The organism is Salinispora sp. H7-4 (assembly GCF_013416675.1).
GTDB lineage: Bacteria > Actinomycetota > Actinomycetes > Mycobacteriales > Micromonosporaceae > Micromonospora > Micromonospora vitiensis.
In genome coordinates, this window is the sequence record NZ_JABZED010000035.1 from 129,906 (window position 1) to 150,380 (window position 20,475).

Consider the following 20,475-nt stretch of genomic DNA (forward strand, 5'->3'; position numbering starts at 1 on the left):
GGGAACGGTCGGATGTCGGATCAGCCGACCCGGCGCTGTGGGGCGAGGTGGGCGGTCGCGGCCGCGGCGCGGAGCAGCATCGGCCGGGCCGCCGCCTGGAAGTCGATGTCGGGGTCGAGGTCGCGGACGGTCCCCTCGATCACCAGCAGCGACAGCAGCGGGAAGATGAACTCGGACGCGGCGTACAGGCCGAAGTCCCGTTGCAGGGTGAACAGTTCGGTGCCGAAGCGGGTGAGCTGGAACTCGCGGGCCGGCAGGCCGGTGTTTCGCCCGACCAGCTCGGCCACCCGGCTGACGAAGCCCTCGACGTCGGCGTCCGGCGCCACCCGGACGGCGCTGTCCACCACCACCTGGCCGCACTTGCGGCCCTGCCCGAGCGCCAGGCCGAGGAAGAAGTCGGCGAACTGCCGCCGTACGGTCGCATCGAGCCGGATGCTGAACCCGGCGTCCAGGATCACCACCCGGGGGCCCTTGAAGTAGACGTTGCCCGGATGCAGGTCACAGTGGACGAATCCGTCGAGGAAGAGCATCTGGTAGACGGCGGACACGGTGCGGGCGGCCAGTCGGGGGCGGCGGGCCAGGTCGATCTCCGTGATCGGACGGGTCACCAGGTCCGGGATGTACTCCATCGCCAGGCACGTCGGCCGGCAGAGTTCCGGCAGTGTCTCCGGGATCCAGACGTGGTCGGCGCCGGCGAAGTTGCGCCGCAGCTGCGCCAGGTTCGCTCGTTCGCCGGTGAAGTCGAGCTGGTTGAGCACCGCCGCGCAGACGAAGCCGGTCAGCTCGGCCAGCGGCACTCCGCGCGCCGGGGGCAGCCTCTCGGCCAGCGACGCCGCGCCCCGGATTAGGGCGAGGTCGAGCGACATCCGGCGGCGGATTCCCGGCCGTTGCAGCTTCAGCGCCACCACCCGGCCGTCGGCGCGGGTGGCGCGGTAGACACCGGCGATGCTGCCGCTGGCCCGGGCCACGGTGTCCACAGCGGAGAAGAGCCGGTCCAGCTCCGTGCCGTACGCCACGCGCAGCGCGCGCCGGGTCTGCCGGTCGGTCATCGGCCGGACCCGGTCGTGCAGTCGACCCAGCTCGTCGCAGAGCAGGGGCGGCAGTAGGTCCCGCCGGGTGCCCATGATCTGGCCGAACTTCACCGGTGCCGGACCGAGTCGTTGCAGGTGCCGGACCAGCCGGCGATAGAAGAAGCGGGCCGCGGCGGTCCTGCCGCGCAGGGGCAGCAGCACCGCCGCGCCGGCCGCCGCCGGCAGCAGGTACGTGGCGCTGCTGGCCGCTACGGCCGCGCCACGGATGGCCAGGGCCAACCGGGTCGGCCGGGGGACCGGGTGGGGGAGTCCGGCGCGGTGATCGTTGGGGAGGGAGTTGCGGGGGAACATTGACGCCTCCTTCCGCGGGTGGCGGATGTGCGGTGGGTAATCCCAAGGTGGCGGATCGTCATGGACGGCGTTCTATGGGTCTTCTAGCCTCGTGGTGGGGGAGGCGACATGGACACCGTCCGAATCAGGTTGCTTGGCCCGGTCACCGCGTACCGCGACACCGTCGAGATGCCGTTGGGGCCGTCGCGGCAGCGTGCGGTCCTCGGCTACCTCGCCCTGCACCGCGGGCAGCCGGTGCCGCTCGGCGCGATCACCCGCGCGGTCTGGGGCGACGACGCCCCGGTCAGCGGCGAACACCTGGTGCGCACGTACGTGGCGCGGCTGCGCCGGGCACTCGAACCGGGCACGCCGCCGCGCGCCCGGACCAACGTGATCGCTTCGGTGCCCGGCGGCTACCGGCTCGACGTGCCGCCCGAGCGGGTCGACGCCTCGCACTTCCGGCACCTGCTCGGCGCGGCCCGCAGCCGGCAGGCCGCCGGCAGCCCGCACGATGCCTTCCATCTCCTCACCCGGGCGCTCGAGCTCTGGCAGGACCCGACGCTTGCCGACCTCGGTGGCCTGCTGGCCAGCCCCCGGCACCTCACCGCGCTGCGCCGCGACTGGGTCGACGCGGGCCTGCGGCACATCGAGGTGGGCCTGCGCCTCGGCCAGGCCTCCGCGGTGCTTCCGGTGGGCGAGCGGCTCGCCGCCGTGGAGCCCCTCCAGGAGACGGTGCAGGCCCGTTACCTGGAGGCGCTCACCCGCAGCGGGCAGCGGGCCGCCGCCGTGCACCATTTCCTCGACGTCCGGGCGCGGCTCCGCGCCGAACTGGGGGTCGAGCCCGGCCCGGAGCTGCGCCGGCTGTACGCAGCCCTGCTGCACGCCGGGGACGAGCCGCAGCCGCCCGCCGGAGCCCCGGCGACCGTGGCCGTGGTGGAACCCGACCCACGCCATCGCTGGTGCGGCCCCGGCCCGCCCATCGGGCCGTTGATCGGCCGGGAGGACGACCTCTCCCGGTGTGCCACCCTGCTGGTCGCGCACCGGCACGTCACCGTCGTCGGCCCGGCCGGCTGCGGGAAGTCGGCGACCGGCCTGACGGTCGCCGAGCGGGTCGCCGGCGCGTTCCCCGACGGGGTGGCGACCGTCGATGCGGCCGAGGCCCGGGACTGCGGCGAGGTGCTGCGGCTGCTGGCGGAGACGCTGGAGCTGCCGCCGGACGCCGACCCGCTGCACGCCGTCGGTCAGCAGCGCGTGCTGCTGGTACTCAACGACGTCGAGCACCTCGGCGCGCGGGCCGGCGAGATGGTCGACTACGCGCTGCGCCGCTGCCGGGGCGCCGCCATGCTGGTCACCTCGCGCCGCCGGTTGGGGCTCACGCACGAGGCGGTGTTCCGGCTGGCGCCGCTGGCGCTGCCCGACCTCGACGCGCCGGAGACTCTCGCGGACAACCCGGCCGTCCGCCTCTTCGCCCACCGGGCCGGCCTGATCCGGCCCGGCTTCCGGCTCACCCCGGCCGACACCGTCACCGTGGCGCGGATCTGCCACGGGCTGGACGGGCTGCCGCTGGCCGTCGAACTGGCCGCCGCCTGCCTCTACACCGACAGCCTCGACGGCGTGCTGCGCCGGGTCGACCACCCGCTCGACGAGTTGCGGCCGCACCGCCGTGGCCACCCACGGCACCATCGGTCGCTGTCCGCCGCGCTGCACCGCAGCCTCGCCATGGTGCCGCCGGTCGACTTGGCCTGCCTGGCGCGGCTCGGCGTCGGGGACCGGTCGTTCTCGTTGCAGGAGGCGGTCACCCACTGCGCCGGCCTGGTCTCTCCGGACCGGCTCCCCGCCGTGCTCGACCGGCTGGCCGAGGAGTCCCTGCTGGCCGTACGCCCCGGACCGGACGGCCCGCGCTACCGGATGCTGCGTACGGTGGCCCTGGCGGCGGTCGCCGCACGGGGGAGCGGGCCGGGCGAGGGCCATCAGGAGTTCCACGGCATCGCCGGGAACCAGCCGTAGCCGAACATCGCCGGCAGCCGGACGTCCCAGTAGAAGACCAGGAGGGCGCCGAGCACCAGGAGGCTGATCCCGGCCAGCAGCCGGACCGGCAGGCCGTCACCGACCGTCCCGGTGGAGAGTTGCGGCAACCGCGAGCCGATCAGGACGGCCAGGAAGCCGTACGCCGCCGCCACCGAGACGAGGCCCAGGCCCAGCCAGCCCAGCGAGGCCAGGGTGGCGGTCAGGCGACCGCGCAGGGACCCGGCGACGCGCCGGCGGGCACCGGGGACGGAGGCGGTACGGGGAGAAGAGCCCGTGAGGGCGGCCATGGGCAGTCCTTCCGATAGCTCGAACCATGGAATAGTGAAGGGATGGGATGCCCGACATGGAGCGAGCGATGGGGCAGCTGAGGGACCGGCGCACCTACGACCAGCAGTGCGGACTGGCCTATGCACTGGACGTTCTCGGCGAGCGCTGGACGTTGCTGATCGTCCGGGAGCTGCTCATCCGGCCACGTCGCTACGGCGAACTCCTCGATGCTTTGCAAGGAATCGGCACCAATCTGCTGGCCGATCGGCTCGGCTTCCTCGTCGAAGCGGGGCTGGTTCGGCCGCTGGACCCGCAGCGGCGGACCGCGGGCTACGCGCTGACCGAGCTGGGTGAGCGGATGCGGGAACCGGTGCTGAGCCTGGCCCGCTTCGGCCTCACGTACGCCGCCCACCAGCCGCCGCCGGCCGCCGCGATCTCCCGCCCGGCCTGGGCGATCCTGGCCACCGACGCACTGCTCGACGGCAGCCGGGTTCCGGGGGTCGACGAGGTCTACGGCTTCGACGTGGACGGGGAGCAGTTCCACGTGGTGGTGGACGGTGGCCGGGCGGTCCTGCATCCCACCGCGGCACGGGAGCCGACGCTGCATGTCAAGACGGACGCGGAGACGTTCTTCCAGCTGGGTGCGCGGCGGCTGGATCCGTTGGAGGCGGTGCTCGGCGGCTCCGTGCAGGTCACCGGCCCGCCGGCGGCCATGTCGCGGTGCCTGCGGCTGCTCGGTCTGGCCGGCCCCGTGCGGTGAGCCGGTCAGCCGGCCCGGCACGCCGTCTCCCGGGTCACGGCGTCGCCACCCGGCACACCGATGTGGATGCACACCTGTCCGCGCAGGTCCTGCCGGTCGCTGACGGCCATCAACAGCCCGGTCAGCGCTTCGAGGTGCCGGGCGGCCCGGACGCCCCCGGCGTCCAGCGGCGCGAAGCCCAACGCCCGGGCCAGTGTGGACACCTCCCGCAGCGCCGCCGGATGGTCGGTGGCGACCGGTAGCGACACCGGCAGCCCGTTGACCCGGCTGCGCGCGAGCACCCCGGCCGGCACCGTGTTGAACGCTTTCGCCACCCGCCAGCCCGCTCCGGCGTGGCCGGGGCCGGCCGCCCGGTCGGCGGCGATCTCGGCCAGTAGTTCCCCGCCGGAGCGGCCGGGTGGCACGAGGGCCGGCTCGCAGAGCACCGGGTTGGTCGGGTCGACCAGGGTGCGTCCGCGGCCCTGCCCACCGGCCGGGCCGCGCAGGAACTCCACGGCGGCGGGGAACGGCACCGCGAGGACCACCACCGCGGCCGGAGCGAGCAGCCCGCCCCACTGGAGCGGGTCAGCCCGGCCGGGCACCAGCAGGACCCGGCCCCCGGCCTGCCGGACCGCCGCCGCCAGTGCCCGGCCCATCCGGCCGCGTCCCAGGATGCCGACGGTCATCGGGTCACCGTCGCGTACCGGTCCAGCGCCCGGCGCAGCTCGGCCGGCACCTCCACCGGCTCCAGGCCGTGCCCGCCCCGGCGCATGCACGCCACCGTCTGCCGGCCCCGGGCCAACAGCGTCGGTGGTCCGGGCTTCACCCGCAGGTAGTCGAAGGACATCACGATCCGGTGTCCGTCGAGCCGGTCCAGCATCATCCGGATCTCGATCTCGTCGAAGGCGCCGCCCTCGGCGTAGAAGTCGGCGTGGCAGTCCACCGTCACCAGGGCCAGCCCGTCACCGAGCGCGGCCACCACCCCCGGTGCGTGGTCGGCCAGGAAGTGCTCGCGGCAGTGCCCCTGCCAGTGGAGGAAGTGAGCGAAGTAGACGTTCCCCACCAGGTTCGTCTCGTCGAAGGTCACCACGTGCCGGTGGACGTAGCTCTCGGGCATCTCCTCACGCCTCCCGGTCGGAGTCCGTGGCGACGGCCAGGCTCACCACGACCGGCCCGGCCGTCGTCGGGACCACGGTCCCGTACACCGCGTGCCGGCCGGCGTGCAGTGCCACCCAGCCGTCCGGTCCGGTCTCGTCGCGCAGCACCAGCGGAGCGTCCACGGCGGTGCCGGCCTTCATCAGCGCCTCCAGCGCGGTCCAGACGCGGGTCCCGGCGGTGGCCGGATCCTCGCCGGTGAGCCGGGCCACCGCATCGGCGACCCGGGCGGCCGGGGCGGGCAACGGCGGCGTGGCCGCGACCACCTCCCAGTCCACCCCGACCGGGCGGTCCGCCGCGGCGGCCAGCAGGTGCCCGTCGAGGTGGCTGACGCTCACCCCGCGCCATCCCGACGGGATTGCCGCCGCCACGGGCCGCGGGCGGCCGGTCGCGTCGGCCCGTACCGGCCCGTCGAGCAGCCAGCCCGCCAGGATCCGGCCGCGGTCCCGGTCGGCCCGCCCGGCCGTCGCGGCGGCGAGGTCCACCCGGAGCTCCGGACGCCAGCGGCGCAGCCGCCGGGCGACCAGGGGCCCGAGCAACTCGACCGGCCAGACCGGATTCTCGACCGGCCCGACCGCCCGCAGCCGCAGCCCGGTCCAGCGCTCCACCGCCGTGCCGTCGGCGTCGATGACGGTGAGGTCGAAGCGGAACTCGTCACCGGTCTCGGCCACCTGCCGAGCGTGTACGGTCAGGGTGCCCTCCGGGCGGGCGTGGACGTCGATCCGGTCCACCTCGACGGGTAGCACCCGGCGGTCCGGCACGCAGGCTTGGAGCAGGTGCAGAAAGGCGTCCCGAACCCCCGGGTCGCCCAGCTGGAGCCGCTGGTCGTAGAACCCCCCGAACCAGGTCCCCGGCTCGGCGTGCACCTCGGCCACGCATCGGTACGCGCTGAGCCCGTGGTAGCCGGCCACCCGGCGGAACCTCGGGCCGTGGAAGAAGGCCGGGCCGTACAGCGGGGCGCCGGGCACCGCCAGCCCGGCGGCGGGCGGCGGCACCGGCTCGCCCGTGGTCACGGTCCCGCCGTACGTGGCGGTCAGGTGGTCCACCGCGAAGCTGGTCTCCGCACTGCGCACGGCCGCCCGGACCGTCCCGTCCGGACCGGTCAGCGCCGCCACCCGGATCGACCGGGGCTCCCGGTCGCCGACCGTCACCGGGCGGGTCAGCGCCACGTCCCGGATCACCGTCGGCACCTGCTTCGCGCCCAGCCCCGCGGCGGCCTGCGCCATCGCCTCCAACCCGAGCACCGCCGGGAGCACGGGCGCGCCACCGATCCGGTGGTCGTCCAGGTAGGGGTCGGCACCCAGCGAGAGTCGGGCCTCGCTGACCAACTCGACGGAGGGTGTGCCGGTCAGCCGGGACTCCAGGAAACGACCGCTCTCCCCGGCGCACTCGTCCCACTCCAGGGTGTCGCTGACCGGTAGCCGGCCGGCCACCAGCACCACCGGCGGGAGGGCGGGCCGGGCGAGGAGTTCCAGCAGCAGCCGGGTGCCCTCGTCCGGCGGGATCGGACTGACCCCCCGCCGCAGCAGCCCGTCGAGCACACCCAGGCGGACACCCATACCGGTGCCGGACCAGACCGACCACTCGATGCTCAGCCAGCGCACCTGCGGGGCGACGGCGGCGAGCTCGGTGCAGCGCCGGGAGAGGTACTCGTTCGCGGCGGCGTAGGCGGCCTCCCCGGGCAGGCCGGCCCGGCCGATCACCGAACCGAAGGCGACGGCGAATCGCAGCTCGTCGAGGTCGAGCGCGGCCACCAGGTGGTCGAAGCCGTACGCCTTCGGCGCGAGGGTGCGGTCCAGCTCCTGCGCGGTCAGCTCGGTGAGCGGGGCGGGCTCGTTCCGCCCGGCCGCATGCAGCACGCCGCGTACGGGGCCGTGCTCGGCACGGACCGCGGCGAGGGCCTCCGCCACCGCGGCCCGGTCGGTCAGGTCCACCCGCCGGTAGGCCGCGCCGCTGCGGCGCACCGCCTCCACGACCTCCGGATCGTCGGCGGGACTGCGGCCGACGAGCACCAGCCGGGCTCCGGTGGCCGCGCCGAGGGCCGCCGCGCAGACGGCCCCGATCCCCTTGGCGCCCCCGGTCACCAGGCAGACCTCGCCCGGGCCGAGCGGGATCCGCTGGCCGGCACGGGGTTGGCCGTCCAGCAACCGGCTGACCGGTACGGTCCGGACGCCGTCCGCGCTGTACACCACCTCCTGGTAGCCGGACCAGGGCCGGGACGCCTCGACGGCGGCCAGCCGGACGCCGGCCGGCCCGGATGGGGTCTCCACCACCAGCACCGGTACCTCGGTCTCGGCGAAGAGGCTGCGGCCGACGGCCCCGCCGATCCCGCCGTGGTGCACCACCACCAGCGGCCGGCGGTCGGTCGCGGCGCCGCCCAGCGCGGCGGCGACGTCGGCGGTCGGGATGTCGGCCAGGCCCGGCGGCAGGACGAGCAGCCGGCCGGCGGTCGCCGCGGCGTCCGTCCGGAACTCGGTCCGCACCACCTCGGCCTGCGGGTGCTCGGTGAGATCGCCGATGACCTCCCAACCCGGCGGTTCGGCCGGCGGGGCGGTGCGCGCCGCCCGGGGTACCAGATGGTGGCTGAAGACCCGCACCCACGGGCCGACGCCGGTCGCGGGCAGCTCGGCGGCCGGCGTGTCGGCCGCCGGCAGCCCGTCGATCGCGGCGGCCAGCTCGCCGACCGTCGCGTGGGCCAGGGACAGCGGCGTGGCCGGCAGAGCCCGGCCGAGCTCACCGGCGATGTCTGCGGTGAGCTGCCCCACCCGCAGGGAGTTCAGGTGCAGGTCGGCCAGGAGGCGGGTGTCCGGATCAACCTCGGCGGCCGGCAGCTCGGCCAGCTCGGCCACCCGAACGGCGACCAGCTCGGCGGTGTCCCGGTCGTCGCCCGCGACCGCAGCCGCCGGAGTCCGCCGGGGGAGCGGATCGGGCACCGGGGCTCGGGACGTCGGCGCCGTCGTCGGGGCCGCGGGCGCCGTGGTGACCGGTTGCTCCCGCTCGCACGGGTTGACGAGGAACTCCCGCTCCCGGTCCAGCGCGAACGGGCGGACGAACCGTCCCGCGAACCAGGGCTCCACCTCGGGGACGGCCCCGGCGGCGAAGAGCGCGGCGGTCCCGGCGGCCGCGCCGGCCGCGCTCGCCGCACCGACGTCCAGGCTGACCGAGGTACGCCCGGCCGCCTCGGCCAGCGCGGTCAGCATCTGCCCGGGGCCGACCTCGACCAGCAGGTCCGCGTCGAGCCGGCCGAGCGCCTCGCGGAAACGGACCGGCTCGGTGAGCTGCCGGACCAGTACGTCGGCCGGGTCCTCGCCGCCCCACCAGTCCCCGGTCACCGTGGAGGCCACCGGCCGTTCCGGCCGTCGCCAGGCCAGGTGCCCGGCGGCCCGGCGCAGCGCCGTCGCCGCCGGGGCCATCAGCGGGCTGTGGAAGGCGTGTGAGACGGCCAGCGGCGTCACCTCGACGCGCTCGCGTCGGGCCGCCGAGGCGACCCGGTCCAGGTCCGGCCGGGTGCCGGCGACCACCACGTGCCGGGCCCCGTTCTCCGCCGCGACGACGGCGCCGCTGCCGGCCACCAGCCTGCGGGCACCGGCCAGGTCGGTCCGGAGCGACAGCATCCCGGACGGCACCGTGCTCGCGGTGGACATGGCCGCGCCCCGGGCCCGCGCCAGGCTCAGGGCGTCCTCGGCGTCGAGCGCGCCCGCCCAGCTGAGCGCGGCCAACTCGCCGAGGCTGTGCCCGAGGGCGCCCACCGCCCGGACGCCGAGCCGGGTCAGCCAGCGGATCCCGGCGAGGCTGCCGGCGATGATCGCCGGTTGGGCCACCGCCGTGTCGACCGGCTCGGCCGGCACCGGCAGCTGTTCGGTCCGGTTCCCGGCCTCGTCGAGCAGGTGTCCCAGCGCGCCGTGGCCCGGATGCACCGGGGCGGCCTGTCCCGGGAAGAGCAGCCCCACCCGTAGCGTGCCGTCGGCCACCAGGAACACCCCGCGCGCGGCGTCGAGCAGGCGCCGCCCGCCGCCGGCCAGGTGCCCCAGCGCCCGGTCGAGCGCGACGACCAGCTCGTCGGCGTCGTGGACGGCTGCGGCGAAGCGGGCCGGGGCGTCGCCCCGATGGGTGGCGGCCAGGCCGGCGGCCAGGTCGGTCAGCTCCGGGCGGGACAGTGTGGTGGCGACCGTTCGGACCCGGGTGAGCAGGCCGGCCAGCGCCGTCGCGTCCGACGCCCCGCACACCACCAGTTCGTGATCGGGGTGGGGCCGGCTCAGCCGCCGGACGTGTGCGCTGAGCGGCCGCGGCGCGGCGGGGGTGGCGCCGCCCAGAACCACGTGGGTGTTGATCCCCCCGAACCCCATCGCGCTGACCGCGGCGTACTGCTCGCCCGCCGGCCAGGGCTGCGCCTCGTCGGCGACCCGGAGACGGTTCCCGTCGGCGAGCAGCGGGTGCGGGCTGCGGCAGCCGGTGGTCGGCGGGAGCACCTCCCGGTGCACCGCCAGGACCGCCTTGATCAGCCCGGCGACCCCGGCGGCGGCCTTGGTGTGCCCGATGTTGGCCTTGACGCTGCCGAGCACGGCCGGTGGCGCGTCCGGTCCGCGTACCCCGAGTAGGGCCCGCAGCTCGGCCTCGTCGCCGACCGCGGTGCCGGTGCCGTGTCCCTCGACGAGCCGGACCGCGCCGGGGTCGATGCCCGCCCGCAGGTACGCGCGGCGCAGCGCCAACCGCTGGCCGCTCTCCTCCGGCCGGGTCAGCCCGCCACCGCCGTCGGACGAGGACGCCCAACCGAGCAGCCGCCCGTACGGGCGCAGCCCGCGTTCGAGCGCGTACGACGAGCGGGTGAGCACCACCACGCCGCAGCCCTCACCGGGGAGGAACCCGGTGGGTTGGGCGTCGTACACGCGCATCTCGTCGCAGGCCAGTGCGCCGACCCGGGAGAAGCCGACCAGCTCCAGCGGATCGAGGCTGAGGTCCACCCCGCCGGCGAGCGCCACGTCGAGCTGGCCGGTGGCCACCGCGTCGGCCGCCGTCAACACCGCCAGCAGCGACGAGGCGCAGGCGCCGTCCACCGTGTAGCCGGTGCCGTGGAAGTCGAAGTGGTTGCAGATCCGGCCGGCGATGGTGTTCGCCAGGGCGCCGGCCAGGGTCTCGTCGCCGGGAACCGGGAACGGGGCCTTGAACCGCTGCTCGACCCGTTCCAGCAGCGCCGCGACCTCATCCCCTGCGAGCCCGCCGTCGGAGAGTCCGGCGGCCACCGCCCGCCGCACGTACGGCCAGCGGACCCGCATGGCGGACGCCCGGGAGAACTCGCCGGTCAGCGAGTTGCCGATGACCACGCCGACCCGTGAGCGGTCGGCGCCGGACCCCTTCGGCAGGCCGGCGTCGGCCAGGGCGTCCGCCGCGGTCTCCAGCGCCAGCCAGTGAGACAGGTCCACCGCGCGGAAGGTGCTGCCGGGGATCCGGAAGCGGGCCCGGTCGAAGCGCCAGCCGTCCAGCACCGCGGCCCGGCGGACCGTGGTCTGGTCGGGGCCGTCGCCGCCGTACTCGGTCAGGGGCAGCCGTCCGGCCGGCAGCGGGCGGAACGCCTGCCGTCGGTTGAGGACGTTCTCCCACAGCTGGGCCGGGTTGTCCGCCGCCGGGTAGCGGCAGGCCAGACCCACGATCACCACGTCGTCGTCGACCATCGTGGTCTCCTTGCTCATACGATGAGGGGTGCGGTCAGCCGGCGGAGCGGGCGGCGGCCGGCTCCGGCAGCGGGCCCGCGCCGGCGCGGGCCTCGTGGGCCGGCGGACTTCCGGCGGGCCGGTCGGGTCCGGGCGCGGGTGCCCCGGTGACGCGCTCGCGCACGTTCGCGCCGACGATCACCAGCGCCCGCAGTCCACAGACGATCACCAGCGCGAAGAACAGGCCGTAGGTGATGTGGGCGAGCACCAGCAGCCCGTAGACGGCCGCCGTGGCGAGCCCGAAGGCCACCTGCCGCCGGGGGGCGGCCGGCGTCGTGCCCGGATCGGTGATCATGTAGTTGGTGAAGAGGATGAACGCGATGCCGGTCATCGGCAGCAGCGCGGCGGCCAGGTGCGCGTCGAAGAACGCCCAGCGCAGCACCGCCTGGAGGGCGAAGCCGCCCACCCAGCCGAGGATCAGCGGCAGCCGCCGGGTCAGCTTGCCGTTGAGCATGGTGCCGGCCGCCAGGATGACCAGCGGGATCACCACGTCCCACGGCCCGTCCACGTCCTCGCTGAAGTGGTACGGCGGGGCGATACTGACCCAGCTGAACAGGATCAGCGTCACGCTGATGCCGAGGTTGCTCGGGTTGAGCACGTGCCGCAGGGCGCCGCGGATCCGCAGCCGGACGACGTACTTGCTGCCCACCGCGACCGAGGTGGCGAACATGGTGGGTGCCAGGCTCTGGTTGCCGTAGAGCAGCATGGCGCAGGCCAACCCGGCGATGTGGGCGGGCAGCAGGAAGTTCAGCAGCGCCACCGGGCCGCCCTGGTAGCGCTCCGGGCGGCCGGCGGTGCGCGCCTCGACGGTCTCCAGCAGCAGGTCCACCGCGTACGCGGTGAGCACCGCCACGACCGGCGTGATGTACGCCTGCTCGAAGCCGAGCACCAGGTGCCCGAGGATGTTGAAGACGGTGATGGAGAGCGCGAACCGGCGCAGCGCCGTGATCCGCGGGTCCGGTCGGTTCGCCGTACGGGTAGCGGCCTGTTCGGACACGATCGACCTCCTCAGGCGTCGACGGGCTACGCGGTCGGGGTCAGCACGAGGGTGTGCCAACCGGGGGTGAGGGACCGGGTGAGTGCCTGCTGGCCGGCGGCATCGCGCCAGGTCACCGTCACCGTTACCGGGCCGGACGAGGCACCGAGACCGAAGAGCAGCTCGGGGGAGTTACCGCCGGTGTGGCCGTTGGCCGGGTAGAGCTGGGCGGTCAGCGGGGCGCCGTCGGCCCGGCGCACCTGGACGGTCGCGCCGACCGCCGGGCGGGGCCGGGCGTCCGGCCCGGTGGCCGGCAGCAGCAGTCGCAGGCCCAGGTGTGCGCGGGCCGGACCGGTGTTGTGCAGGAACTGGGACCGGGCCCACTGGTTGGCCACCACGAGGTCGGGCCGGCCGTCGTGGTCGGTGTCGCCGACGGCCAGGGCTCGGGTGGTGGCGTGCTGGCGGAAGGCGAGCCGTTCGGAGACGTCCACGTACCGGCCGTCGTCGCCCCGGACGAAGAAGGGGTTGCGCTGGTGCCCGGCGATGTCGTCGCCGTCGCGGAAGTTCGGCCAGGCGTTGGGATACCGGAGGAACACGTCGTTGCCCATCGCCAGTTCCTGGAGTTCCGCCCAGCGGTTGACCCGGCCGCGCAGGAAGCCCAGGGCCTGGACGATCTCGTCGGTGCCGTCACCGTCGAAGTCGGCGGCCTTGACGTCCCAGCCCCAGCCGGTCCGGGCCAGGCCCAGCCGCTGGCTCTCGTCCCGGTACGGCGCCCGGTCGGTAAGCGGTGCGGTGTCGGTGCTGACGAACGCGAAGTTGCTCTCCTGCAGCGCGTACGGGGTGGTGATGTTGCTGACCAGGATGTCCGGCCGCGCGTCGGCGTTGAGATCGGTGAAGGCGACCCCCATGCCCTTGAAGGAGTCGTTGCCCAGCACCTTGGACTTGGGCATGTCGGCCTCGCGCCGTCCGGGCAGTTCGGCGAACCGGATCCGGCCGGGCCGCGAGAGGTTGCGCAACAGGTGGTCCCGGCCGAAGTCGTTGGCCACGTACACCTCGGGCCGGCTGTCGCCGTCCAGGTCCTGGGCGCCGATGGCGAGGGTCCAGGCGCGGGCCTGCTCGTCGGTCAGGGCCGACGAGGCGTCCTCGTACCTCGGGCGGGGTGGGCCCCCGCCCACCGGGGTGAGCCCGGTGAAGCGCAGGATCCGGTTCCGGCCCGCGTTGCGGGCCCACGACATGGAGTCCTGCATCTGCATCCGCGGGTCGTCCCGCGCGGCCGGGTCGAGGACCCGCGCCCCGTCCGGGAAGTAGTTGCCGACCAGGATGTCCAGGTGACCGTCCCCGTCCAGGTCGAGCACGTTCGCGGTGGTGCTGTTCCACACCTCGTCGGAACGGTCGGTGACGTCGGCGGCGGTGAACGCGGCCGGGCCGAACGGCACGTCGGCGCGTTGCAGGTGGACCAGCGGCGCCCGGCCCCAGAAGTAGACCAGGACGTCCAGCCGGCCGTCCTCGTTCAGGTCGGCGAGTGCGCAGCCCATCGGGGCGGTGGTCCGGACGTCGTACGGCACACCGGTGGGAAGCAGCGGGAAGGCTTCGTACCGGACGGTCGGGCCGGGGGCCGGGGTGACGCTCACCGAGTCGTCGCGGGGGTCCACCAGGCAGGTGTCGTTGGGCAGGCCGTCCCCGTCCAGGTCGGCCAGCGCCGCGCCGGCGCCCACCGAGGAGATCCAGGCCCGGAGGCGCTCCAGCGCGGGCTGCACGGCCCGCTGGGTACGGCCGCCGGCCGGGTCGCCGTTCAGGTCGCTGACGGCGAAGGCGAACCGCCCGGCGAGCGTCCGGCGGTCGGCGGCGCTCGCGTCCGGCAGCCGGGTGGCGAATCCGAGGCTGACGGCGATCAGGAGGGCCAGCAGCGGGGCGGCGATCCTGCTCACGGCGGGCGGGCGGGACATGGCGGCTCCTTGTCGCGGGTTCGGCGGGAGGGGCGCGGGCCGGCGGCGGGCCAGCGGCGGGTCGTCGTGCTCAGCGAGCTCCGTGTGAGGCGGCGATCCGCTGGACCCGGGTGCGCCACTCGCCGTAGTCGGCGGGGGTGGCATCGGCCCGGCCGAGTCCGTGGCGGGCCTGCCAGGTCCACTCGGCGGCGGTGTCGGCGGAGGCTCCGGTCAGGATCCGTGCGGTGGCGTCGACCGCCGGGCCGGCGGTGCCGTCGGCCCGGCGGGCCTCGGCGGCGAACGCGGCACCCTGCGCCAGGGCCGCCCGGTGGTCACCGGCGAGCCGCCGTAGGAGCGCGTGGTCGTCGGGAGAGACGCCGTTGGCGTACGTGGCGGCGAGGCCGACGCCGCTCCACACGTCGCCCCGGTGCACGGCCGGCATGCCGGCGATCCGTCCGGCCACGGCGGCCGGGTCGCCGCACTCGCGGAACCACAGGCTGCGGCCGAGGCCCTGGTAGCGGATGGCGCAGGTGGGATCGCAGGGCGCGGGGTGCCGGCGCCAGCGGGCGAGGGTCGGATCCCGGAGAAAAAAGACCTTGAAGAATCCATAGCCATCGTACGCCAGCCAGCGGAGCAGCCCGCTTTCGGAACCCAGCCGACCCAGCCGGCCCAGGGTGCCGGCCGACACGGTGTCCAGCTTGGCCAGCGCCCAGCCGGCGCCGACGTGCAGCAGGTAGTGGTGTCGCGGGTGGGCGCGAAGCTGGACGGCGAAGCGGCCGTGTCTCGTCGGCGACAGGCGGTCCAGCAAGACAGCCGACATGGCGGCGCCCTCCGCGCGGAATCCGCGCAGCTCAGCAGGAAGCCCGTCCAGAATGGTCGGTTGTCCGTACGGCGTGTCGAGGCCGCGGTTGTAGCCGTCGAGGAAGGCGGTGGCGGCGCGCTCCAGCACGGTCCTCGTCTGCGGGCGGTCGGTCCGGAACCCGCGCCTGGCGAAGTCCACCAGGTCCGGGCTGAGGGCCAGTTTCCTCCGCCAGCCACCGGGCCGGTGGATCCCGGCCCACGTCAGCGTCGATGTCATCTCTCCCCCTTGGTCTGCCTCGGCCGAAAGTTCCACGCCGGGAGCGGCAAACACGAAGCAGCCTGACACGATCGGTATGCAGCATTCTTGAAGCACATATAGTGAAAAGATCACGATCCGCAACGGTCCATGTCTGGTAAGTGACAGCTGCGATGCCTAGTCTTCGGGGAAGACAGGCCAGCGGAAGGATCACCTAACCCGTGAAACGTCACCTGTCCGTCACGTTGCTCGGCACGGTCCAGGTCCACGACCGCGCCACCGCGGTGGATCTCGGCCCTCCGAAACAGCGTGCACTGCTCGCCCTCCTGGCCTGCCAGGTGGGCGAGGACATTCCCGTCGACTCGCTCGCCCTGGCCCTGTGGAGGGACTCCCCGCCACCCAGTGGCGGCTACCTCCTGCACACCTACGTGGCGCGGCTGCGCCGGGCACTCGAACCCGGCGCGCCCCGGCATGCCCGGACCAACATCATCGTCTCCTCGCCCCGGGCGTACCGGCTGCAACTCTCCGCCGACCAGGTCGACCTGACCCGCTTCCGCCGGCTCACCGGCGCCGCCCGGGAGTTGGCCCGCCGGGGCCGGCGCTCGGCCGCCTTCGAGCTGCTGGCCGCCGCCGCCGGCATCTGGACCGACCCCGAGCTGACCGACCTGGCCGCCCTGCTGCCGGGGGAGGAGACGGTCGCCGCGCTGCGCCGGGAATGGGTCACCGGCTGCCTGGACCTGGTGACACTCGGTCTGGAGCTGGGCCGGCCCGGGGAGGTGCTGGTCACCGCCGACCGGCTCGCCGCCGCCGAGCCGCTGCACGAGGCGGTGCAGGCGCGGCATCTCACCGTGCTGGCCCGCACCGGCCGGCGGGAGCGGGCCCTGGAACGGTTGGCCGGCATCCGCGCCCGGCTCGCGGCCGAACTCGGCATCGAGCCGGGGCCGGAGCTGGCCGCCGCGCACCGGGAACTCCGACACGGCCGGGCGGCCACGCCGCCGGCGTCCCCGCCACCCCGGGTGGTTCGTCCGCCCAGTCCGCCCAGTCCGCCCTGGCGGGGCGGTGACCCCGGAGCCACCGAGCTGATCGGCCGGGAGACCGACCTGGCGGAGGTGACCCGGTTGCTCGCCGACCACCGGGTCGTCACCGTGGCCGGGCCGGCCGGATGCGGAAAGTCCGCGCTGGCGCTGGCCGTCGCGCGCCGGTCCCGCGCCGATCACGCCGACGGCGTGCTCCGGGTCGATCTCGCCGGGGCCTGCACCCCGGCCGACGTCACCCGGCAACTCCGCCGTCTGCTCCATCTGCCCGGCCATTCGCGGGGAGGCATACCGCGACAGCTGGCCGACCGGGACCTGCTCCTGTTGCTGGACAACGTGGACCACCTCACCGACACCTGCGCGGGCCTGGTCGACGCCGTTGCGCAGGTCAGCCGGCGGGTGTCGGCGCTGGTCACGTCGCGCCAGCCACTCGGGCTGGCGTACGAGTCGGTGTGGCGGCTGCCGCCGCTACCGGCGCTCACCACAGGGGCGGGCGGCGTCCGGGCGATGCCGGCCGTCCAGCTCTTCGCCCGCCGGGCGGCCGAGGCCCGCCCCGGCTTCGAGGTGGGCGCCGCGGAGGTCGGCACCATCGCCAGGATCTGCGGGCTCCTGGACGGGCTGCCGTTGGCGGTCGAGCTGGCCGCCGACCGGATGGCCGACGAGAGCCTGGAGGAGCTGGTGCGCCGGCTCGACGACCCGTTGGCCACGCTGCGCCGGCCCGGGCGACGGGGCCGGCCCGCCCACCAGATGTCACTGTCGGCCGCCCTGCACCGCAGCCTCGACTGTCTCAGCCCGGCGGAACGTTGGTGCTTCGTCCGGCTCGGTGCGCTGCCCCGGCTGTTCGGCCTCGACGAGGTGAACCGAGTCTGCGGTGCCGCACCCTGGTGGCGGCTGCGCACCCAGGTGGTCCTCGACGGCCTGGTGGCCAAGTCACTGGTGACCCTCCGCCACCACGCCGGCCGGCGGACGTACGCGATGCTGCGCACCGTCCACCAGTTCGCTGCCCGCCTGCTCGCCCACGAGCTCGGTCGCCCCGGAGCAGCCGTCTTCCCGGTTGGCCGGCTGACCTGACCGGCGTGGTGGTCGACGTGTGCGGGCCGGGGGTTCGTACGTCGGCGACCCGACCCTGGCCCGGGCCGGCGACGACGAAGCGCTAGCTGGTGATGACGCTAACGACAATACCGAGGGTCGCAGTGTTGTAGATGAACGATAGGATGGCGTGTGAGAGCACCTGTAGCCTGATCGTCGAAGTTTGCGTTTCTACATCCGGGATCGCAAAAGTTGCGCCGATGCTGAACGACAGATAGGTGAAGTCAACGAATCCTGGTCGATCCGTGTTGGGGAAGACTAGTAGTTGCTTCGGCAGGGCGGCATAATAGCTCTGCGCGTACCGTTCGGCATAACCAAAATGAAGGATTCCCCAGGCAAGCAGCACGGTGGGAACGCCGACTATCTTGGCGGCCAGTGTGTCGTCCTGACTGTCGCCGCCGATCACGATCACGAGACCTGCGATGATTCCGACCATACTCGCGAAGATGGTAAACAGCAGGCCGAGGCGGGGACCCAAGGTCCGCTTGAGCCACGCATCACTCTCGTCCAATCCTCTCTTGCCCCGAAGGCGACGGATGCGGATTGCGAGGTAGAGTATTCCGATAAAGTCCCAGAGTATGATGTAGCTCATGGTGTCCGAGACGAAGATAAACGCGCCCAGGATAATGAGGGCTGCTTCGATCATCCGAGACACCGCGAACGTAATTCTGGCCATGGCAATCCTAAAGGGGAAGTAGGAAAGAGTTCACCGACGGCTTTTTGAATGCCTGCGGCGGTCGAATGCTACGGCATGGTGTTCAACGTGGACGCAGGGGGTCGACGTGGGGTACACGGATCCTGATACGGCAGCGACCGGCTTCCTCTAAAGGTAGGCCGCCAGTTATGCGTACGCGGCGGCGAGTTCCGCGTCCGGAACGTCGGTGACCAGATTCAGGATGCCCCGCCTCGGGATGCCGAGTGCGCGAGCGAGAGCACCAGCTCATCGACTCCGATCCTCGTAACGATCGCATGGCGGCGGACTGCACCGTACTTCCACAGCCTGTTCCGCGGCATGCGTGCGGCTGCCGTCACGGCGGCTGGGTCACCGGGTTCAGCTGTGTTGAACCCACAGGTTTTCTTCGACATACAGTCCGCGGTCCCGTTCCCGATCGATCAGCACGAGGTTGAGGGCACCGGGGACCACATACTCCCGGGTCGCAGGAAACAGCATGCCCGCCCAGCTTTCCCAGTCAGCGACGCTTCCTTCAATCACCATCGACCTCCGGGCTGGACCCAGCACGCGGGCTCCCATGCGTTGGTGGGTGCGGATCCACGGATCGATAGAGAGCCCGTCCGGGCGGGTCCATCCGGCGTACTCGGCCATCGGCACCATCGGGTACCGGTCCTTCCAGGTCGGTCGGAGCGGAGCGACCACATGTGCGAGGCCGTCGCTGTGTGCCCGTCGCGCCAACTCCTCAAGTACGACGCCGGCCATGCCGCGCTTGTCATGCGATGAGTCGACGGCGACCGCCATGAAGCTCAGGCTGGTGGGCTTGATTCCCGCTTCGTGGCCTTCCACCGCACGTATCATCGTGTCGTCGTAGCCGGACGGTAGGTCGCCGAGGGTGCCATCCCAGGCTATCGGCACTCCCCATCCACCGGCGACTACCTGGCCCTCAGCAAGCATCATGACGTCGTATCGCGCGAAATACTCCTCGACCCGGCTCATGTATCTCTTCGGGACGTCGTCGTGGAAAATGAACTCCGGCCAGCGTTCTTGGAACGTGGCGGCGGCCGCCTCGTGCAGCTCGGGCCGGTCGATGCGCGTGACGATCTCCACGCCGGCAAAATATCGACCCGCTCAAGTGGATGCAACGCCATTTTTCGCGCGAGCCCAGGCACTCAACGGCGGGTCACCGCCGACACGGCAGATCGGCCTCGCACCGGCCGCCGCCGCAGCTGCCGACCGTACGGGCCGATACCGCCGGGCGAACGTCACCGGTAGGCGGTCGCCGCCGTAGCCGATGCCCGCTCAATACCGGCAGAATGCGAAACTGACCAGATGGCCGACCCACTTGCCCGTCGCATCTATGACACGTGCCACCTGACCGGACGGTTCCGTCTGCGCTCCGGGCAGGTCAGCACGGAGTACTTCGACAAATACCTGTTCGAGGGTGAGCCGAACCTGTTGCGCGAGGTCGCCGAAGCGATGGTGGACCTGCTGCCGGAGTGCGACGTACTGGCGGGAATGGAGATGGGCGGCATCCCCCTGGCCACCGTGATGTCACAACTGACCGGGCTGCCCACGGTCTTTGTACGCAAGCACGCCAAGGAGTACGGCACCAGCAAGGTCGCCGAAGGTGGCCGCGTGCACGGGCAACGGGTCGTCCTGATCGAAGATGTCGTGACCACCGGGGGTGCCCTACTGGCGTCGTGCGGTCAGCTACGCGCCATTGGCGCCCAGGTAAACACGGTGGTCTGCGCCATCGACCGCGAGCAGGGCGGTCCGGAAAATCTGGCCGCCGAGGCGCTACAGCTTCGCGCCGCCCTTTCCCGCCGTGACCTGGAAGCCGCTCAAACGGAGTTAACCCCCGCGCGGGTTGATCTACGGTAGATATGTGCTCCGGTCGGGGGCATCTGGGAAGATGGCCGCATGAGGTCGGTCTACTCAGACGGCGACAGTGGCGACGGGGAGGCCAACCCGGAGTCCGTGCCCGGCCTGCGCCCCAGAACCGACGCCGCCTCGTCCACACTTGACGTCGATGGCGAGATATTCGCCGTGCGCAGTAGTGATTTCGCTGGGACCGACTACACGTGGCTCAGTGGACCGAACTCCGGCTACGGCTTCGGTTTCTTTCCGGCCCGGAAGCTGTCGCTCGACGAACACCGGGAGGAAATCCGCAACTTCCTGGCCACGGTCGACCCCAACGCGGGGTGTATCGAAGACTCCTGAGCAGCAGCTGGCAGTACACTTTTGCACGGGTTTGAGTGATGGGTGGACCGCAGGGTGGCAGAGTTAACCTACTGGCCACCAACCTGTCCCCGGAATGTGGGCCGGTCAAGGCCCTGGTCGTCACGCGGACGGCCGGCGGGCACATGAATGCTGTTTTCCGGCGTTCCTGGTTGCGCTGTGCTAAACCCTGGGTCACCCTATGGGTGTGACTTTCATATGCATCGATGTGTTGCTCGCGAGGAG

General features: G+C 73.2%; 15 protein-coding genes. 5 read left to right on the top strand and 10 right to left on the bottom strand.

Features of this window, described 5'->3' with window-relative positions; all coding sequences use genetic code 11:
* Window positions 1-20 precede the first annotated feature (20 nt).
* On the bottom strand, window positions 21-1,382 hold the full coding sequence (locus tag H0524_RS16115; protein WP_180199367.1) for an AarF/ABC1/UbiB kinase family protein: 1,362 nt from the start codon (window positions 1,380-1,382) through the stop codon (window positions 21-23).
* Between the two features lie 108 nt (window positions 1,383-1,490).
* On the opposite strand from H0524_RS16115, the gene H0524_RS16120 reads away from it, so the two are divergent.
* A complete protein-coding gene (locus tag H0524_RS16120; RefSeq protein WP_180199368.1) occupies window positions 1,491-3,368 on the top strand; it encodes a BTAD domain-containing putative transcriptional regulator in 1,878 nt (625 codons plus the stop codon).
* Here the strand turns inward: H0524_RS16120 and H0524_RS16125 are convergent.
* Window positions 3,332-3,676, bottom strand: a complete 345-nt coding sequence (locus H0524_RS16125; RefSeq protein WP_180199369.1) for a hypothetical protein — start codon at window positions 3,674-3,676, stop codon at window positions 3,332-3,334. The genes H0524_RS16120 and H0524_RS16125 overlap by 37 nt on opposite strands.
* A gap of 68 nt (window positions 3,677-3,744) precedes the next feature.
* On the opposite strand from H0524_RS16125, the gene H0524_RS16130 reads away from it, so the two are divergent.
* Complete coding sequence (locus H0524_RS16130) at window positions 3,745-4,416, top strand: helix-turn-helix domain-containing protein (RefSeq protein WP_180199370.1); 672 nt, start codon at window positions 3,745-3,747, stop codon at window positions 4,414-4,416.
* 5 nt (window positions 4,417-4,421) lie between these two features.
* Here the strand turns inward: H0524_RS16130 and H0524_RS16135 are convergent, their stop codons facing one another.
* The 6 genes from H0524_RS16135 to H0524_RS16160 all read right to left on the bottom strand — a co-directional run bounded on the left by H0524_RS16135 (window position 4,422) and on the right by H0524_RS16160 (window position 15,237).
* Entirely contained in the window at window positions 4,422-5,081 is a 660-nt protein-coding gene (locus tag H0524_RS16135; protein ID WP_180199371.1) for an NADPH-dependent F420 reductase, read from the bottom strand.
* A complete protein-coding gene (locus H0524_RS16140; RefSeq protein WP_018727045.1) occupies window positions 5,078-5,512 on the bottom strand; it encodes a thioesterase family protein in 435 nt (144 codons plus the stop codon). The genes H0524_RS16135 and H0524_RS16140 overlap by 4 nt, the downstream gene beginning before the upstream one ends.
* 4 nt (window positions 5,513-5,516) lie before the next feature.
* Window positions 5,517-11,237, bottom strand: a complete 5,721-nt coding sequence (locus tag H0524_RS16145; protein WP_180199372.1) for a type I polyketide synthase — start codon at window positions 11,235-11,237, stop codon at window positions 5,517-5,519.
* A gap of 16 nt (window positions 11,238-11,253) precedes the next feature.
* Complete coding sequence (locus H0524_RS16150) at window positions 11,254-12,255, bottom strand: enediyne biosynthesis protein UnbU (protein WP_180199373.1); 1,002 nt, start codon at window positions 12,253-12,255, stop codon at window positions 11,254-11,256.
* A gap of 26 nt (window positions 12,256-12,281) precedes the next feature.
* On the bottom strand, window positions 12,282-14,180 hold the full coding sequence (locus H0524_RS16155) for a CRTAC1 family protein (protein ID WP_180199374.1): 1,899 nt from the start codon (window positions 14,178-14,180) through the stop codon (window positions 12,282-12,284).
* Between the two features lie 70 nt (window positions 14,181-14,250).
* Window positions 14,251-15,237: a DUF1702 family protein gene (locus tag H0524_RS16160; RefSeq protein WP_180199375.1), complete on the bottom strand. Its 987-nt coding sequence runs from the start codon at window positions 15,235-15,237 to the stop codon at window positions 14,251-14,253.
* Window positions 15,238-15,437: 200 nt separating this feature from the next.
* Between H0524_RS16160 and H0524_RS16165 the strand changes: the two genes are divergently transcribed.
* Window positions 15,438-17,321: a BTAD domain-containing putative transcriptional regulator gene (locus H0524_RS16165; protein ID WP_180199376.1), complete on the top strand. Its 1,884-nt coding sequence runs from the start codon at window positions 15,438-15,440 to the stop codon at window positions 17,319-17,321.
* An 82-nt stretch (window positions 17,322-17,403) separates the two neighbouring features.
* Here H0524_RS16165 and H0524_RS16170 read toward each other — a convergent pair whose 3' ends face one another.
* Both H0524_RS16170 and H0524_RS16175 read right to left on the bottom strand, forming a co-directional pair.
* Entirely contained in the window at window positions 17,404-17,985 is a 582-nt protein-coding gene (locus tag H0524_RS16170) for a DUF1345 domain-containing protein (RefSeq protein ID WP_255435991.1), read from the bottom strand.
* A 405-nt stretch (window positions 17,986-18,390) separates the two neighbouring features.
* On the bottom strand, window positions 18,391-19,119 hold the full coding sequence (locus H0524_RS16175; protein ID WP_180199378.1) for a hypothetical protein: 729 nt from the start codon (window positions 19,117-19,119) through the stop codon (window positions 18,391-18,393).
* Between the two features lie 222 nt (window positions 19,120-19,341).
* Between H0524_RS16175 and pyrE the strand changes: the two genes are divergently transcribed.
* Together pyrE and H0524_RS16185 are read left to right on the top strand one after the other, a co-directional pair.
* The gene (pyrE, locus tag H0524_RS16180; protein WP_180199379.1) at window positions 19,342-19,893 is read left to right on the top strand and encodes an orotate phosphoribosyltransferase; all 552 of its coding nucleotides are present in this window, start codon (window positions 19,342-19,344) and stop codon (window positions 19,891-19,893) included.
* Window positions 19,894-19,932: 39 nt separating this feature from the next.
* Complete coding sequence (locus tag H0524_RS16185) at window positions 19,933-20,232, top strand: hypothetical protein (protein ID WP_180199380.1); 300 nt, start codon at window positions 19,933-19,935, stop codon at window positions 20,230-20,232.
* Window positions 20,233-20,475: the final 243 nt, after the last annotated feature.

What these genes read in the sequence shown, in the direction of transcription:
- H0524_RS16135 (WP_180199371.1), bottom strand. Translation starts at nt 5,081, where the DNA reads ATGACCGTCGGCATCCTGGGACGCGGCCGGATGGGCCGGGCACTGGCG.
- H0524_RS16115 (WP_180199367.1), bottom strand. Translation starts at nt 1,382, where the DNA reads ATGTTCCCCCGCAACTCCCTCCCCAACGATCACCGCGCCGGACTCCCC.
- H0524_RS16160 (WP_180199375.1), bottom strand. Translation starts at nt 15,237, where the DNA reads ATGACATCGACGCTGACGTGGGCCGGGATCCACCGGCCCGGTGGCTGG.
- H0524_RS16125 (WP_180199369.1), bottom strand. Translation starts at nt 3,676, where the DNA reads ATGGCCGCCCTCACGGGCTCTTCTCCCCGTACCGCCTCCGTCCCCGGT.
- H0524_RS16140 (WP_018727045.1), bottom strand. Translation starts at nt 5,512, where the DNA reads ATGCCCGAGAGCTACGTCCACCGGCACGTGGTGACCTTCGACGAGACG.
- H0524_RS16155 (WP_180199374.1), bottom strand. Translation starts at nt 14,180, where the DNA reads ATGTCCCGCCCGCCCGCCGTGAGCAGGATCGCCGCCCCGCTGCTGGCC.
- H0524_RS16145 (WP_180199372.1), bottom strand. Translation starts at nt 11,237, where the DNA reads ATGAGCAAGGAGACCACGATGGTCGACGACGACGTGGTGATCGTGGGT.
- H0524_RS16130 (WP_180199370.1), top strand. Translation starts at nt 3,745, where the DNA reads ATGGGGCAGCTGAGGGACCGGCGCACCTACGACCAGCAGTGCGGACTG.
- pyrE (WP_180199379.1), top strand. Translation starts at nt 19,342, where the DNA reads ATGGCCGACCCACTTGCCCGTCGCATCTATGACACGTGCCACCTGACC.
- H0524_RS16120 (WP_180199368.1), top strand. Translation starts at nt 1,491, where the DNA reads ATGGACACCGTCCGAATCAGGTTGCTTGGCCCGGTCACCGCGTACCGC.
- H0524_RS16185 (WP_180199380.1), top strand. Translation starts at nt 19,933, where the DNA reads ATGAGGTCGGTCTACTCAGACGGCGACAGTGGCGACGGGGAGGCCAAC.
- H0524_RS16170 (WP_255435991.1), bottom strand. Translation starts at nt 17,985, where the DNA reads ATGATCGAAGCAGCCCTCATTATCCTGGGCGCGTTTATCTTCGTCTCG.